This is a genomic window from Bradyrhizobium sp. CCBAU 11430 (assembly GCF_028128855.1).
Taxonomy (GTDB): domain Bacteria; phylum Pseudomonadota; class Alphaproteobacteria; order Rhizobiales; family Xanthobacteraceae; genus Bradyrhizobium; species Bradyrhizobium ottawaense.
In genome coordinates this window covers 58768-75481 of record NZ_LBJV01000067.1, presented here as the reverse complement: position 1 = coordinate 75481, position 16714 = coordinate 58768, and the positions used below count along the sequence as shown (strand labels likewise).

Annotated in this window: 12 protein-coding genes; 6 read left to right on the top strand and 6 right to left on the bottom strand. The window is 64.9% G+C overall.

The window, feature by feature from the left end:
• The first annotated feature begins 2 nt into the window (after positions 1 to 2).
• From XI04_RS26525 to XI04_RS26510, 4 genes are all read left to right on the top strand, one after another.
• On the top strand, positions 3 to 896 hold the full coding sequence (locus tag XI04_RS26525; RefSeq protein WP_271608376.1) for an MBL fold metallo-hydrolase: 894 nt from the start codon (positions 3 to 5) through the stop codon (positions 894 to 896).
• 11 nt (positions 897 to 907) lie between these two features.
• The gene (locus XI04_RS26520) at positions 908 to 1876 is read left to right on the top strand and encodes a Bug family tripartite tricarboxylate transporter substrate binding protein (RefSeq protein WP_271596505.1); all 969 of its coding nucleotides are present in this window, start codon (positions 908 to 910) and stop codon (positions 1874 to 1876) included.
• A 109-nt stretch (positions 1877 to 1985) separates the two neighbouring features.
• Positions 1986 to 2525 carry a VOC family protein gene (locus tag XI04_RS26515; protein WP_271608375.1) on the top strand — a complete coding sequence of 180 codons (540 nt, stop codon included), beginning with the start codon at positions 1986 to 1988 and terminating at the stop codon, positions 2523 to 2525.
• Positions 2526 to 2630: 105 nt separating this feature from the next.
• Positions 2631 to 5630: a patatin-like phospholipase family protein gene (locus XI04_RS26510; protein WP_271608374.1), complete on the top strand. Its 3000-nt coding sequence runs from the start codon at positions 2631 to 2633 to the stop codon at positions 5628 to 5630.
• Here XI04_RS26510 and XI04_RS26505 read toward each other — a convergent pair.
• Positions 5623 to 5799, bottom strand: a complete 177-nt coding sequence (locus XI04_RS26505) for a hypothetical protein (protein WP_157158100.1) — start codon at positions 5797 to 5799, stop codon at positions 5623 to 5625. The two genes, XI04_RS26510 and XI04_RS26505, sit on opposite strands and share 8 nt — an antisense overlap.
• A 32-nt stretch (positions 5800 to 5831) precedes the next feature.
• Between XI04_RS26505 and XI04_RS26500 the strand changes: the two genes are divergently transcribed.
• Positions 5832 to 6644, top strand: coding sequence for a class I SAM-dependent methyltransferase (locus XI04_RS26500; RefSeq protein WP_038949730.1), 813 nt, complete (start codon positions 5832 to 5834; stop codon positions 6642 to 6644).
• A gap of 33 nt (positions 6645 to 6677) precedes the next feature.
• Here the strand turns inward: XI04_RS26500 and XI04_RS26495 are convergent, their stop codons facing one another.
• Entirely contained in the window at positions 6678 to 8234 is a 1557-nt protein-coding gene (locus tag XI04_RS26495) for a L,D-transpeptidase (protein WP_152103498.1), read from the bottom strand.
• Between the two features lie 231 nt (positions 8235 to 8465).
• A complete protein-coding gene (locus tag XI04_RS26490) occupies positions 8466 to 9902 on the bottom strand; it encodes a lipopolysaccharide biosynthesis protein (protein WP_271608373.1) in 1437 nt (478 codons plus the stop codon).
• 329 nt (positions 9903 to 10231) lie between these two features.
• Here XI04_RS26490 and XI04_RS26485 point away from each other — a divergent pair, with 329 nt between their 5' ends.
• The gene (locus XI04_RS26485) at positions 10232 to 11299 is read left to right on the top strand and encodes an endo-1,4-beta-xylanase (protein WP_152103500.1); all 1068 of its coding nucleotides are present in this window, start codon (positions 10232 to 10234) and stop codon (positions 11297 to 11299) included.
• 10 nt (positions 11300 to 11309) lie between these two features.
• Here XI04_RS26485 and XI04_RS26480 read toward each other — a convergent pair whose 3' ends face one another.
• The 3 genes from XI04_RS26480 to XI04_RS26470 form a co-directional block, all read right to left on the bottom strand.
• A complete protein-coding gene (locus XI04_RS26480) occupies positions 11310 to 12260 on the bottom strand; it encodes a DUF6492 family protein (protein WP_271608371.1) in 951 nt (316 codons plus the stop codon).
• Between the two features lie 95 nt (positions 12261 to 12355).
• Positions 12356 to 13150, bottom strand: coding sequence for a protein-L-isoaspartate O-methyltransferase family protein (locus XI04_RS26475; RefSeq protein WP_271608370.1), 795 nt, complete (start codon positions 13148 to 13150; stop codon positions 12356 to 12358).
• A 1-nt stretch (position 13151) separates the two neighbouring features.
• Positions 13152 to 16613 (bottom strand): AAA family ATPase, encoded by a 3462-nt coding sequence (locus tag XI04_RS26470; RefSeq protein ID WP_271608369.1) that lies wholly within the window; start codon positions 16611 to 16613, stop codon positions 13152 to 13154.
• Positions 16614 to 16714: the final 101 nt, after the last annotated feature.

Sequence of the window (16714 nt, the reverse complement as noted above, 5' to 3'; positions counted from 1 at the left end):
CGATGCGGCAGGTGACGATCGGCAGCATGCGGGTCGATCTCGTCAGCGAGATCCCCGCGCTTGCCTTCGACAAGAGCTGGCTGTTCGCCAACGTCACCGACGAGGTGATCGCGGAAAACCGGAGCTGGCTCGATCACCGCTACATCGAGCCGGAGACCGGCCGCTTCATCCTCAGCCACCACTCCTATCTCGTGCGCACGCCGCGCTGGACCGCCATCGTCGACACCTGCTGCGGCAACCACAAGAGGCGGCCGCGCGTGCCGGCGTGGAACAACCTCGACCAGCCTTATCTCGAGAACTTGCAGGCGCTGGGCGTTACGCCCGAACAGGTCGACTTCGTGATGTGCACGCATCTGCATGTCGATCATGTCGGCTGGAACACGCGGCTGATCGACGGTCGTTGGGTGCCGACCTTCCCCAATGCGCGCTATCTGATGGGCCGCGCCGAATATCGCCACTTCGAGGCCGCGCACAATGCGGCGCCGAGGAGCCCGGTGAACCACGGCTCGTTCGAGGATTCCGTGCTGCCGGTGGTGGCGGCCGGCCTTGCCGAGTTCGTCGAGACCGATCATCACCTGTTTAGCGATCGCGACGCGGCCTTGCGCTTTGCGCCGGCACCTGGGCACACCGCCGGCAACATGCAGATCCACCTCACCGGCGGCCACGATCACGCGGTGATGTCGGGCGACGTCATTCATCATCCGATCCAGTGCGCCGCGCCGTGGCTGTCGAACGCCGCCGACGTCGATCCGGCCGCGGCGCTCGCAACGCGCATGGCGCTGCTGGAAGAGCTCGCGGATACCCCGAGCTATCTCCTCACCGGCCATTTTCCGGCCCCGACCGCGGGACACGTGGTCCGGCACGGCGACGCCTACAGATTTCGTTTCGAAGATTAGGGAATGCCATCATGATGCTGCGCACCGTCACGCTTTCGTTTCTCGCATTGCTGTCGGCGGCACTGCCGTCACACGCCGAAGAACCCGCCGCCTATCCCACGCACAAGATCAGGATGCTGCTGCCCTACGCGGCCGGCGGCGGCGGTGACGTGGTCGGCCGGCTGCTCGCCGACAAGATGGGCAAGACGCTGGGGCAGAGCATCTATATCGAGAACCACACCGGTGCGGCCGGCACGCTCGGCACGCAGATGGTCGCGACATCGCCAAACGACGGCTACACCATCACCGTCGGCGGCATGACCACGCATGTGCTGGCCCCCGCGATCTATCCAAAACTGCCCTACGATCCGATCAAGGATTTCACGACCATCGGCCGCGTCGGCACCTCCTCGATCATGCTGGTTGCGACCAAGAATTTTGCCGCCCACGACATCAAGGGCCTGGTCGCTCTGGCCAGGAAGGGCGAGCCGATCCAGTACGGCAGTTGGGGCGTCGGCTCGACCGGCCAATTCTGCGCGGAGATCCTGATGCAGCAGACCGGTATCAAGATGGACCACGTGCCGTTCAACGGCATCGCAAAACTCGCCGGCGACCTGCTCGGGGGACACATTTCGCTGGCCACACTCGACGTGGCCACCGCAACGCCGTTGGTGAAAGATGGTTCGATCAAGGCGCTGGCCGCCTGCGGCGAGCGCTCGCCGAGCCTGCCCGATGTCGCCAGCTACGGGGAGCAGGGCGTGCCGTTCGATCGTAGCCTGTCCTGGGCGATGTATGCGCCGGCGGGCCTCGCTCCGCCGATCGCACAGAAGCTCTCGGGGGCCCTGAAGGACGCGCTCGATGACGAGGTGGTGAAGCAGAAGCTGCTGGCACTCGGCATCACCCCGCAATTCGTCCCCGGCGACGAGCAGCGCGATCTCAACGCGCGCGACATCGCGGCCTGGAAGCAGGTTGCCAAGGACGCCGGCATTGAGGTCAAGTGAGCAGGAACGTGGCGGGCAGCTCGCGTGCACCATCCTTCGAGACGCCCGCCGGCGACGGGCCCTCAGGACGAGGTTCCGTCGTGAATAGGCAGAGAACAGGAGCGCGGGCATGAGCCGCATCTTCGGCGCGGTGCGCCAGAACGGATATGTGGTGCGGGACATCCAGGCCGCGATGAAGCACTGGATCGAGGTGATGGGTGTCGGCCCCTGGTACTACATGGACCGCGTCAAGACCGACTGGTTTCGTCACCGCGGCGAGGACTCCGCCGTGGAGATGAGCATCGCGCTGGCAAATTCCGGCGACCTCCAGATCGAGCTGATCCAGCAGCGCAACGACGCGCCCTCGCTGTACAAGGAGTTTCTCGATGCCGGGCACGAAGGCCTCCAGCACATGTCCTACTGGAGCCACGACTATCAGGCCCTCTACGACAAGGCGCTCGGGCTCGGCTACAGGATCGGCCATGAGGGCCAGATCGGCGGCGACAAGGGGCGCTTTGCCTATTTCGACACGCAGGACCATCCGGGCACGGTGATCGAGATCTCGGACATCAGCGGCACCAAGGGGCCGTTCTTCGAGAAGGTCCGGCAAGCCGCGATGAACTGGGACGGCACGCGGCCGATCCGCGAGGTCGGTGGGGCAAAATCATAGCCGGCAAGGCCGGTGCATCACTTGCACGCCTGTGTGGTAGGGTCCGCTGATTGAAACCGCGTTGGCCGGAGGTCCGCTCGACGGGGATATCATCAGGGGCGCAAGATGAGCCGAGACCAGGTCTTTGGGTTGCTCCGCAATCTCAAATGGTTCGTCGTCCTCAGCCTGGTCTTTTCTGCGATCCTGTCGCTGCCGGCGCAGATCGTCGAGCTTTATCGCATCAGCTACGCCGACCTGAAGTTCCTGAGCCTCGTCCTGCTGTGGCTGACGCTCCTTCTCGTCGGCAGCCTGATATGGTTCGGCTCCGCCATGGTGGTTCTGGAGAGCCGGGCCCGGCTCTCCGGCAAACCGACGAGGATGTTCAACTGGACTGCCAGATTCGCACCGATCGTGCTGGGAGCGCTCCCGCTGATCGCAGGTGCGGCCGGGCACTTCGGCGCAATTCCGCTGCGGCTCGGCGAAGCCGACGCCAAGCTGAACGAGATCTACAACGCCCCCGGAAGCGCCTTCGACAAGTTCGACGCCTCGCTCGCCATCTCGGTCGGGCAGTCGCTGCACCGAAGCGGCTATGCAGTCCTGTTTCTCACACTTCTTGCGGCCTGCCTCTGGTACGCTGTGGGAAAGGGGCACGCGGCCGACCCATCCTACGTTCAGCGCTTTCGCAGCCGATCGTTCCTGCTCGGCACGATTGGGCTTATCCTTGCCACCACCGCGATCTTCGCCGTCGGGCCGACGGGGTTTGCCGGCGCGCTCGGGCCCTTCGTCGTCCTCGCGCTCTTCGCCGTTTGCATCACCGCGTTCTGTACCTATGCGAGCCTCATTACCGTCCGTTCGCGCATGCCGTGGTTGCCGCTGTTTCTCGGCCTGGCGGTCGTCCTGTCCTGGATCGACTGCAACGACAACCACGGGATCCGGACACTGGACGGTCCGGCACCGGCGTCGGGCCTTGATTCGGCGACATCCGAATTCACACGATGGCTCTCACTCCGCCCCGACCGCGATCAGTTCAGCAAGGACTATCCCGTCTATGTCGTCGCCGCCCGCGGCGGCGGCATTTACGCCGCCTATCAGAGCGCGATCTTCCTGGCCCGGCTGCAGGATCTTTGTCCGGCCTTTCGCCATCACCTGTTCGCAATCAGCGGCGTATCCGGCGGGAGCATCGGCGCTTCGGTGTTCTCGTCGGCGCTTGCGACCGTTGCGCAGAAGGAGGCCGGCGAGACGGCATGCCCCAAGATCGCCAGCTATCTCGAACGGCAGTCTCCGCTGGACGCGGCGATCGAAACGCCGGGACCGAACGAGCGGTACGTTCGACAGGCGCTTTCTGCCGACCTGCTCTCGCCGCTCATCGCCTCGACGCTGTTCGGCGACTTTCTCCAGCGCTTCATCTTCCGTGCGGTCGGACCGCTCGACCGGGCCCGCGCGCTCGAATATTCGCTCGAAAGCGCGACGAGATCCGGCGCGACGGCCGGGCCGCTGGAGCAGCCGTTCATGGCGCACTGGCTGGCGGATGGCAGCAGGCCGGCGCTGCTGCTCAACGCAACCGATGCGGCGAGCGGACGGCGCGTGGTATTTTCACCGTTCACGTTCGGGAGGGAGGCGAACGGAGACAATGTCGATTCGCTGTCGTTCTTCCAATCCCTCAAGCCGCCGGACGGCGGGCCACCCAACTCCGGTCCCATCAACGTTCCCCTGAGCACCGCCGCGTTCGTCAGCGCGCGATTTCCATGGGTCTCGCCCGCAGCCAGCGTGACGGCAAAGGACCCTTCGTCGCCCGGCATCGACAAGATGCGGCTGGTCGACGGCGGCTATTTCGAGAATTCCGGTGTCGATACGGCCATGGATCTGATCGACTCGCTGCGGGGAACCATCGCGGAGATCAACAAGTCCGCCGATGATGCGCCTGATGGTGCAGCGAAGCCGAGCCCCCGTGTCTCGATCAAACTGATCGTGCTCGGAGGCGGCAGCTATCCCGAGCGCACCTCGTTCAGTTTCGGGGAGATGCTCGAACCGATCAAGGCGCTGCTGAACACACGCGACTCCCGGGCCTACATCGCGATCAACCGCGCCGCCCGGGCGCTGTCCGCGCAGTCCTTCGCCATCGACGTCCATGGGACGCAGGAGACCAGCATCGTCAGGAATCTGCGTCTCGCATCGCTGAGCAACCCGTACTACCCGCTCCCGCTCGGATGGACCATGTCGGACAAGACCCGCGAGATCATCGAAAAGCAGAGCGGCCGTTTTTGGGATTGTGAAGCCGGGCGAGACTTCACCCAGAGCGATCGCAGCGGCGCGACAGCGGATTGCATTCAGGTCCTGCTCGCGCACGAGCTGGATGAGACGGTCGACTTGGCCGCCCACGAGATCGCCATCGAGAACCACTATCGAGAGCTCGGCGATGCTCGTCAGGATGTTCCGTCGCGGCTCGACATCAGGGCGATCAGCCGATGCTACGCCGACGAATCGGGACTTCCGGTGAAGTCGTTCCAGGTCCATGCGCTGCAGGCGCTGCTCAGGGAATGGGACCACCATCCAGAGCTGACTGACCTGCGGCAGCTCGCCTATGTTCTCGCCACCGCGGCCTACGAAACCTGGGATTTCAGGATGTTGTCCGAAAATCTCGTCTACAGGAACGCGACAAGGCTGACGTCCGTATTTCGTATCCCCCAGGACGAAGCGCCACGGTTCGTCAACAATCCCGAGGGTCTGGCAAACAGGATTTACAGCGGCAAGATGGGAAACACGGAGCCGGCCGACGGCTGGCGCTATCGCGGCCGAGGCATGATCCAGTTGACCGGCCGCGGCAACTATCAAAAATATGCGGCACTGATTGGCGAACCGCTCGAAGAGGAGCCGGACCTGCTGTTCAATGCCAGCGTTGCCTCCCGCGTGACCTTTGCGCTCTTTTTCGGTGGTGGCGTCAACAAGCTGACATCTTATTTCAACGACGCGCAGGACGACTGGGAAGGCGCGCGCGCCGTGGTCGTGGGACGAGCATCGACCCAAACCCTCCGCCAACAGGCAAAACCCATCCTTACGACAGGCAAGCGATTGCTTGCCTGCCTCAGAGCTGCGCAGCCGCAGGAGACGCCGGCCAAGCTCAAATAGAGTTTGTCTTGCGGCCCCGGCCGGCTATTCTCGCAAATGTTGCAGATCCCGGCTTGGGGGCCGTGATGAAATTCTTTTTCTCTTTCTTTTTCAGCGGGCTGACATGGCCTGCGCGCCCGCTCGCGCGTTTGCCGACCAGCGCATGGCGCTGGTGATGGGAAATTCGCATGAACCCGTGTCCGAACCTTCAGCGAGGCAATCATGTCCGACACTGACAAGGTTTTCGCCGGCTCGATTCCGAAAATCTACGACGAGTATCTCGTTCCGATGATCTTCTCTGTCTACGCGGAGGACATCGCAAGACGCATCGCCGCCCGCTCGCCCTCCGTGCTGCTCGAGATCGCCGCGGGCACAGGCGCAGTGACGCGCGCCGTGGCGGCGGCGCTGCCGCGCGGCATCCGTTACGTGGCAACCGATCTCAACGAGCCCATGCTCGCGGTCGCCGCGCAGCGCCAGAAGGACGATGACCGCATCAGCTGGCGCCAGGCGGATGCATCGGCCCTGCCCTTTGGTGATGCCGAGTTCGACGCGGTCTGCTGCCAGTTCGGCGCCATGTTCTTTCCGGACCGCACCAAGGCTTACGCGGAAGTGAAGCGCGTCCTGAAGCCGGACGGCACGTTCGTGTTCAACGTCTGGGATCGGATCGAGGACAATGTGCTGACGCATGAAGCGACGGTCGCGCTCGGCAAACTGTTTCCCGACGACCCGCCGCGCTTCATGGTCCGCACGCCCCACGGCTATCACGACAGAGACGTCATCAGAGCCGACCTCGAACGTGCCGGCTTCCGCGATATCTCGATCGAGACGCGAGCTGAAACAAGCCGCGCGCCATCGCCCGAATATGTCGCGCTCGCCCTTTGCCAGGGCACGCCGCTGCGCGGCGAGATCGAGGCGAGGGATGCCAGCACGCTTCAGGCCGCGACCGACATCGTCGCCGAGGCGATCCGGACGCGTCATGGCGCCGGACCGGTGGAGGGCAAGATTCAGGCTGTGGTGATCGAAGCGCGTCCGTAACTGCAGGTCGTCCGGGCGGCTATTCCGCGCGTCCTACCACCAGCTTCCCTGCATCGGCTGCGTCGACTGATAATATTGGTACTGGCCGCGCTGCCGGCGCGGATTGGCCGGCTGTACGTAGGGGTCACGCTGGTAGAAGAAGCCGAAGCCGTTACCGCCGTTGTCCCAGCCGTCATCGCTGGCGATCATGGCAGGTGCGGTCGGCTTGCGCGTGATGAAGCCGCCTTGCGGCTGGTCGCTTAACACCGCGACGAATTCGGTCCGGTAATTGGTTTCGCTGCTCAGCGGCTCGTCCGAGACGATGATTGAAGAGCGCGGCAATGCGGTCGGCCCGATGCGATCCCACACCTCTTGCGGGATGGTGATGCGGTCGAGCGCATTCCTCGCCTCGTCGCCGTTTTCGATCGTGACCACGCTCCAGCGCAGGCCCGTAGCGGACTTCGCCATCGCCGTGAAGATATGCGTGCCGATCGGCTGCTCGGGATTGCGGATCGTGACGGGGACTTCGATGCTGGTGTCGAACACCTCACCGCCGCCATCAGGTGCTGGCTTATGCGTGTTTCGCCGCACGTAGAGCTTTTGCGTCGAGCGGCTGATGTAGACCGAGACCGGCTCACCGGCGAGCTTTGCGTCGGTCGCTGCCTTCACGGCGTCGGCCTTCCTGGCCGCGGTGGCCTTCGCGGCCTCCTTCGTCGCGGCCACGGCATCGCGCTTCGGCTGCGCGGCGGCCTTGGCGGCGTCGAGCTGCGTCGCCGCGTCGGCGGCCTTGGTCGCCGCCTTCTGCTTCAATTCCTCGGCCTTGGCGCGGGCCTGATCGTTCTTGGCATTCGCGAGCGTCTTGTCGGCGAAGGCGAGCTCGGCGTCAGCGCGGGCCTTCTGCTGTTCCAGCTTGCGCAGAACGGCAGGAAGCGAAGCAGCTTCCTTCGCGGCAGCGGAAGCAGCCTTCTTGGCCTCGTCGGCAGCCCTTGTGGCCTCGTCGGCTTCGGCGGAGAGCTTGTCGGCCTGCCTGGGCGCTGCCGCGATCGCTTCCGGCTTCGGTACGAACAGCGAGGGGTGAGAGATATCGGTCGGGACCGTATCGTGCGGCGAGATGATCACCCGCATCCCGATATACGTCTTGTCGAACAGGTTCTCGGCAAAGCCGAAGGGCATGCGCACGCAGCCGTGCGAGGCGGCATAGCCGGGCAGCGGTCCGCCATGCAGCGCGATGCCGTTCCAGGTGATGCGCTGCATGTTCGGCATCCAGGCATCGTCATACATGGTCGAGCGGTGGTCCTTGTCCTTCTCGATGATGGCGAAGACGCCGGCCGGCGTCTCGCGTCCCGTTGTGCCGGTCGACACTGGCGCGCGCAGGATCCAACCATCGGCATCGTAGAACGTGACCTGCTGACTCTTGATCGACACGATCGCCATGATGGGGTCGCCGGCCTGGCGCTGGGCCACCGCCTCGGCCGGCTGGCGCGCCTGCTTGGCCGCGCTCGCCGGCGCCACCGCCGCCAGGACCGCCATTGCCGCCAATGTCACGATTCCGGGAGGCACCCGACGCCGCATCGCCTTGGTGGGTTGCGCCGTCGTCAGTCGGTTTTTCATGCCATCCTCGGTCGAAATGCCGGCCCGCTCGTGCCGATCATGTATCAGATTGCGGTCATTCAATTAAGAAATCGCAGCCGCCATACGTTCCGTCTGTGGCGATATTCGGCCCGGTCCGGCGACAAATCCCTCATATACGACGGCCTGAGCCGGCGGAAGGTCGGTTGCAGCCGCGAACCAGGTGCAGTCACTGCGGCAGAATGTCCGGCTGTGCCGGCGAGGACACGCCCGTCAGACGCCCAGAGCCTTACGGTTGAAGCCTCGCAGGAAGCGCAGCGACAGCGTCCGGACATTGGCGACGTTGAGCAGCCAGGCCGCTCCGACATAGGCAAGGCCGCCGGCGAGGCTGACGATGACGAGCGCCACGAAGCCGGTGCCGCCCGCTTGCGACCGCGCAGCCAGGATCGCAGCCACCATCGCCGCAGCGGAGGCCGCAATACCGGCGAGGCGGCCGAGGTCGAACGGGACCGGGTGGGCGCGATGCATCAGGACGACGGCAACGAGGAAGCCGAGCGCCTCGGTCGCAAGCGTCGCCAGCGCCGCGCCGTAAAGGCCGTAGCCGGCGACCAGCGCGAACATCAGGACCACGCTGACCACCAGCGTGAGGAAAGATTGCGCCGCCAGCATGAACGGCCGCTCGGCCAGCTGGAAGCTGATCTGCACGTAGAACTGATTGGCGATACCGAAGAAGCGGGCAAGCACCAGGGTCGGCAGCAGCGCCGACACGTCGGCGCGGAAGTCGACGCCGACGAGCGTGCCGGCGACCTGATCCGCTGCCAGCGCGAGCCAGATCGCAACGGGCGTGACGACGACGAGCAGCAGCTCGAGACTTTCAGTCAGCCGCTCCCGCGTCGTCTCCTTGCTGTTCTCGGACAATGACCGGAACACCAGCGGCACGGTGGCCGCGGCGACGCTGGAGGCGATCATGACCATGAACTGGCGCGGCAGGTCGGCGGCAACGCCGAAGATGCCGGCGGCGTCCTTGCCGAGCAGATAGGCGACAATCAGCCGGTCGCAGGCCGAATAAACTGCGACGGAAAGCCCGGCGAGCGTCAGCGGCAGGCCGTAGCGCGCGAGCTGCATGAACTGGCTGCGCTGGAAGCGGGCAATCTTCGTGCGGTCGCCGACGAGGTTCAGGATGATGCCGGTGAGCGACCCCAGGCCGAACGCGGCCAGCAGGCCCAATCCACCCCAGCCGAGCCAGATGCCGAGGAGGCCGAAGCCGACGCTCGACACGCTGCGCACGATCGAAATCGCGGCAAACCGGTAGGGTCGCAACTTGGCGCGTTCGAACTCCTGGCCGACATCGACCGCATTGGCCATGATCGCGACGAACATGCTGGCGAGCAGCAGCTCGACACTGAGGTCGCTGCGGAACAGGAAGACCAGCGGGGTCGTGGCGCAAAGCACCGCGACCGTGAGCCCGAAAGCCACCATCGCCGTGCCGCGAAAATCCACCTCCGCCGACATCGCCTGATAACGTGACACCGACAGCTTGATCCAGGCGAAGAAGATCGCACCCAGAATGCCGGCGAGGCTGATGCCGACGACATAGACGCCGTACTCCGCCGGCGTCAGCAGCCGCGTATAGGCCGTGACCGCGAAGAAGCCCACCGCCGCAGGCAGGATGTAGGCGACGAGATAAATCGAGAAATGGCGGTTCAGCATGCGAGCATGGGACCGGCAACGGTCTTGCGAGTGTGGCGGCCGTTCATCAATGGGGCCTTGAATGGGGCCTTAAATGGGACCTTGGCGGGGCGAGCGAATGCGCCGCAGCATCGCTCAAGAGTGTCACATAAGTCTGCAGATTGGGCGGCGAATGAAGCCTTGAAGCCGCTTTCGCGCGTTAGCGTTAAATTTGCCCTTCCTCGAATGGCAAGGCGCGATCACGAAAAGGAACCGACTTCCAAGCGGCAGAGGTTAACCCAACAAGCCGAAACCCCGGCGTCGCGAGGCGCCGCTTGGTACGATGGTGCGTTGGTTCGAAAAGGACTGAAGTGACCAGGCTCGACAGACGCGAATTTCTCCTCGGCAGCGCCGCAGCACTCGCGGCGGGCGCATCCGCGTCGGCGGCGCCGGCGTCGAAACTGGCGCAGCGCCGTCCGGGGTTCGGCGCAGCGGCCACGCTCTGGGACCTGCAAGCCGATCCCAGGCTCGGCGAAGCCATCAGCACCTATTGCACCCAGGTCGTCCCGGTGCTCGAGTTGAAATGGCCGATGCTGCGGCCGAATGCGCACACGTTCAATTTCGAGCGCGCCGACGCGATTCTGGATTTTGCGCGGGACAACGATCTGACGATGCGCGGCCACGCGCTGGCCTGGTATCACGACATTCCGGACTGGGCCAAGCAGATCAAGGACACCCGCGGCGTCGAGCGCGCCTATGTCGACCACATCGGCACCGTCGTCTCCTACTACAAGGACAAGCTGACGTCGTGGGACGTCGTCAACGAGCCGATCCCGGACAATCCCCGCAGCCCAAAGGACCGGCGCGACACGTTCTGGACGCAGCATCTCGGTCAAGGCTGGATTCCGCTGGCCTTCCGCACGGCGGCTGCGGCAGATCCGTTCGTCAAGCTCGCGATCAACGAATATGACATCGAGTCGGCCAAGGACTCCTTCATTGCCAAGCGCGCGGCTTACCGCAATCTGATCATGGACCTGCTCGACCAGGGCGTTCCGCTGCACGCCGTCGGACTGCAATCGCATCTGCATGCCGAGCTCGAGATTGACACCCATGGGCTCGCCGAATTCGTCACCGAGCTGCGCTCGTGGGGACTTGAGGTGTATGTCACCGAGCTCGACGTCGACGACCAGAAGCTGACCGGAAGCCCGGCGGAGCGCGACGCCATCGTCGCCAAGCGCGTCAACGACCTGCTGACGGCGATTTCGACCAGCGGCCCGGTGCGCTCGATCCTGACCTGGGGCCTCTCGGACCGCTACAGCTGGATCAACGGCACCTTCGCCCGCGCGGACAAGCAGCCGAACCGGCCCCTGCCGCTCGACGGCGAGTTCAAGCCGAAGCCGTTCATGGACGTGATCAGCAAGTTCACGAAGGATGCCTGAACGCGCGAGCTTAGCCGCGCGTCTTCACCTCGAACTCGGCCGCCTCTCCCATATCTTCGGGCGACAGGCTCGGAGCCCGGCGATCGCGCGAGCTGAGGCGGAACACATCGCGGATGTCCTCGACCGAGGTCGACGAATAGGACTGGATGCAGAGCGCGACCTGCTCGGGCGAGGCGGCACGCATCAGCGCTTCGATAGCCGGGCGGTCGAGCGGCGTGTCGTCCCAATGCGAGACCGCGACGCTGTCTTCGGTGACCCGATGGGCGGCAAGATGCCCGGGCGAGTTCGCGACGAAATGGCCGTACATCAGATATTCCGAGAACTTCTTCTTCCGGCACAGCGCCAGAACCCAGTTCAAGCCGGTCGCCGACTTGATTTGCGCAGTCATCGCGCGCGCGGTGTCCTTGTCCCAGACCAACGCATTGCCGACATAATCGTCGGCGGGGAAGGAGCGGTTCTTGATGCCGAGCAGCTGATCGACGGTGCGCAGCCACAGCCCATGCAACGGGTGGTCAGCACCGATGTCCTTCGGCGTGACGAACAGCGGCGTCTTCTCAGCCCCGGCATATTGCCCGACGTCGAATTCGCGGAAGAACAGATTGTCCGAATCCAGGATGCAGATGCGCTGCTCGGGCGCGTTGAGGACGCCGGCAATCTTCAGGATCTGCTGGATGTGCCAGCCGTGCACCGGCAAGGACAGCAGCGACAGCCAGACGCGGCGCTTGCTGATGAACTGAAGCGCCGGCGGCAGCGCAAACAACCATTTCGGCAAGTAGCGCGAAGCCGGAACGATGACCCGCTTGTCGGAGGCGAAGCGCTCGAACAACGGCACGTCTTCATCGTTAACGAGAACATAATGCCGCGTGTATCCCGTGAGCCAGGTATCGATGCTCTCGCTGAGCAGCGAAAAGCGTTCGATATCCTTGGCATAGCTGGCGGTCAGCAGGGCAACGGAATGCATGGAGCGCGCTCAAATGGCCATCAGGCCGTACTCATAGCGGCGTCGGGGTGCGTTGGATACTTCCATTCGCAATCAAGGTAAAATGAAACGAAGCGTTAGCCATCCGACGGCAGTCCCTGCTCGATCCCGCGAAAGCGCAGCGGCGCCAGAGCTGAGGCGCGCTGCCACCAGTCGGCGATGCGGTCGTCGAGCGCGGTCGTGCCGCGGCCGTGGCCGGGGAAGATCCGGATCTGCTGCACCGCCTCGGCTTCGTACCCCCTGCCCTTGCGCGTGATCTTGAGGGCGGCGCCTTCACGGTCCCGCTGGGTCAGCGGCACCAACAGGCGGCCGCGCGGCCGAAGTGCCTCGAGCCAGAGCGGATGCGGATGTGAGAAGCCGGCGTGGATGATGATCACGTCAGCGGGCTCGCGGATCTCCTCACATCCATCGCCATGAAACACGATGACGTTGCGATAGGGGCGAAGATAGTTCGCTGCACGGAACGCCAGGCGCTGGTCGCAATCGACCGCCATCACGCGCCCTTTCGGACCGACCATCTTCGACAGGATCGCAGTGAAATAGCCGAGCCCGCAGCCGATCTGGACCACGCGGTCCTTCTCCTTGATGTCGAGCACGTCGATAAGATGGGCCCACAAGCTCGGCAGCCCGGTGTCGAGCTTGCGGCGCGCGTCGATCGCGACCAGCACGTTGTCATAGAGATGAACCGGATCCGCATCGGGCGTCAGCCGGTAGCTGCGCGCCGCCTCGCTCTTGATGCGCCAGCGGCCCCTCGGCAGAAAGTCTTCGCGCGGGACGGCAACGAGCGCTTCGAGCAGGCGCTTTGAGGCAATCCGCTCGCGCTTTGCAATCAGCTCGACGTAACGCGCTCGCGCGGCGGCAAGATCACTCATGTCAGGGGTCGGCGCGTTCGCGGACCGGCGCGTCCGCACCGAGCTCGTTGACGAGCTGCACCGCCTGCTTCAGGTCCGGGGTGTAAAAGCCCTCGCTGAACTTGCCGACAACGGGCACGAGCAGCAGACTCGCGTGCTCGCGCCTGCCGGCCTGATGCGACAGGCGCGCGAGGCTGACGGCCGTGCGAAGCTCCCAGGACAGCGCGCCCTGCTTGCGCGCGGTCTCCAGCGACAGCGCGAACAGATCGCCGGCCTCCTGCGCCGAGGCCGGGTCGCCGTCCGACAGCGTGATCTCGCCTTGCAGGCGATAGACTTCGGCGAGATAGGAGTGATCGCCGGTCCGCCGCGCGGTCGCGAGCGCACCGTCAAGCGCGCGCAAGGCGGCCTCGCGCATCCCGACCTTGGCGTAGGCTTCCGCAAGCAGGCAGCGGAACCAGCAGCCGGCGAGCCAGGAATCCATCGCCTCGTACTCGTCGAGGCCGAAGCGCATCTGGCTGAGGCCTTCATCGGCCTCGCCGAGTTGCGTCAGCGCCCAGCCGCGCAGGATCGCCGCCTGCTGCTTCCAGTGCAGGAAATTATGTTCGGTGGCGATGATCATGGCGCGGTTGGCATGGTCGCGCGTGCCCTCGACGTCGCGCAAATGCTGGCAGAGATACGCACCGAACACGAGCGCGAAGGCGAGCGTGAAGGGATGGCGGATCTTCTCGGCATTCGCGATCGCCTGCTCGCTGTGCTGGCGCGCCGCGTCGGGCCGGCCGAGGAACCACAGGAGGTAGCCGAGATAGGACAACGAGACGACGCCGGGATCGGTGCCGTGCCGCTCCATCAGATCGGAGTGCAGATCGGGGCTGTAGAGATTGATGCAGCGGTGCAGATGATGCTGGGAAGCTGCAAAACGGCCGCGATAGAGCATGGTCATCGCGATCGAGCGGTGCGCTTCGATCAGATAGCCGGTCTGCTGCGCCGGCTGCGTCCGCTCGTTGAGCCGCTCGCGCTTGGCGAATTTCAACAGCTCGACGCTGAGATCGTGCGCGCGGGTGAGATCGGCGCGGATGAAGTGGCAGACCCACAGGCCGCGGGTGGCGGCAAAGATCTTTTCGTCGTCGTCGAGCTGCTGGCCGAGCTCGAGCGCGCGGATGTAGTTCTCCTCGACCTCCTGGACCGCGTAGCCCTTGGCGGCGATCAGCGCGTTGCCGAGCGCGATGCGCAGCTCGAGCTCCATCTCGTCCGCGCCCTGCATCCGCGCATTGGCCTGCACGACGCTGAGACCGCGGCGCAGATGGCCGATCGCCTCCAGATTGGCACCGCTCTTGGCCGCCTGCTTGCCGGCCTTGAGCCAGAAGCTCGCGGCGCCCTCGCTCTGGCCGGATTCGGTCATGTGATGGGCGAGCAGCTCCGGTTCGCGCTCGGTCTTCTCCGGATACATCTCGGCAAGCACCTGGGCGATCCGCGAATGCAGCTTGCGCCGCTCGCTGTGCAGCAGGCTCGCATGCGCGGCGTTCTGGATCATGACGTGCTTGAAGGAGTAGAGCGCATCGGGCGGAAGACCGCGGCGCATGATCAGCCCGGCCTGCTCCAGATGATTGAGCGCCGCCTCGATCTGTTCGGCCGGCGTGTTGGCGACGGCATGCAGCGTCTCGTAGGAGAACTCGCGGCCGATGGTGGCGCCGATCTGCGCGATGCGCTTGAACGGCCCCATCCGGTCCAGCCGCGCCATCAGCGAGTCGGTCAGGGTTGCCGGGATCGCGAGCTGCCGCCACGGGCCCGACAGCACGTAGCGCCCATGCCGCTCGGTCAGCAGGTTGGATTCGAGGACCGTCTTGGTCAGCTCCTCCAGGAACAGCGGCACGCCGTCGGTCTTGACGATGATCTCCTCGACGACCTCCTTGGGCAGCTCTCTGCCGGCGACGCGCTCCACCAGCGTGGTGCGCAGCTGCCGGCTCAGGCGGTTCAGCACCAGCGTCGTGATGTGCGAATGCGCGTTCCAGCTCGGCTGGAATTCGGACCGCGCTGTGATGATGGCCAGGATCGGCCGGTTCTGCACCCGGTCGACCAGGAGATCGATCACCTCGCGGGAGGTCGGGTCGATCCAGTGCAGATCCTCGAACGCGATCACCAGCGGCATCTCGCGCGCAAGGCCGAGGAAATGATTGACCAGCGCCAGGGCGGTCGCATCCTTCTGCTGCTGCGGCGACAGCTCGAGCCGCGGATAGCGGTCGCCGGTCGGTATCGACAACAGCGCGGCAAACAGCGGCGTGACCTGCTCGATGTCGCCATGAGCGGCGGCAATCGCGCTCTCCAGGCTCGCCAGCGACAGCGCGGAGGCATCCTCGCGGTCGAGGCCAAGGGAGAATTTGAGCTGCTCGGCGAACGGATAGAATGCAGTGGACGTGTAATAGGGCGAGCACTGGAACGAGACCTGTCCATGCCGGTCGCCCGATATCCGCTCGAATATCTCCTGGATGATGCGCGACTTGCCGATGCCGGGCTCGCCGAACTTGACCACGACCTGACCGTCACCATCCTTGGCCTGCTCCCAGCGGCCCATCAACAGCGCGATCTCCTCCTCACGGTTGACCAGCGGCGTCAGTCGCGTGCCCATGGCGGCGGCGAATCGGGTCTCCACCCGCGAGGCGCGCACAACGTGCCAGGCCTGCGTCTTCTCGGATATCCCCTTCAAGGCGTGGACCCCGAGATTGCGGTAGTCGAACTTCCCCTTCAGCAGCGACTGGGTCGATGAGGAAATCACCACGCCATTGGGCGGCGCGAGGCCCTGCAGGCGCGCGGCGAGATTGACGGTTTCTCCGACCGCGGAGTCGCGCTCTTCGGTACCCTGTCCGACGAGGTCGCCGACCACGACGAGGCCGGTCGCGATCCCGATGCGGACGGCGGGTGCGTGGCTGAGCCCACCGCGCAGCTCGGTCGCGCGTGCGGTCGATAGCAATCGCACGATCTCGAGCCCGGCGCGCACCGCGCGCTCGGCATCGTCCTCATGTGCGGTCGGATAGCCGAAATAGACGAGGATACCGTCGCCGACGAAACGGGCGGCAAAGCCTTCGTAATGCTTGACCACGCGGACGCAGGTCTCGCGAAAGCTCGCGATCATGTCGCGGACGTCTTCCGGATCGAACTGCACGGACAGCGAGGTGGAATCCACCATGTCACAGAACATGGTGGTGAGCTGACGCCGTTCAGCGCCGACCTCCGTGCGCGTTTGCGGCACCATTGTCGCGGGCGCCTCGGCCGTTTCCGCCTGGAACAGCGCCGCCATCGCCCGCTGCAGCCGCTTGCGATCGCCGAGCGGCAATCCGAGCTCGACCAGATCGGATTCGGTCAGGTCGCCAATGACGTCGAGATCGAGACGGTGCTGTGCGAAGAGATCGGTGTAATGGCCGAGGCCGACGCCCTCGAGCCAGCGCTTCAGCCCGCCATCCCTTCCCGTGTCCGGCTCATTCTCCAGCATGGTGATTTCCGCCCGACCATAATTCCGTCGAAGGGCTTAGGGCCCCTCAACCACAGATTTTGCGGCCAAAACTTCACCTCAGACTGGACGCGTTCCCTGAC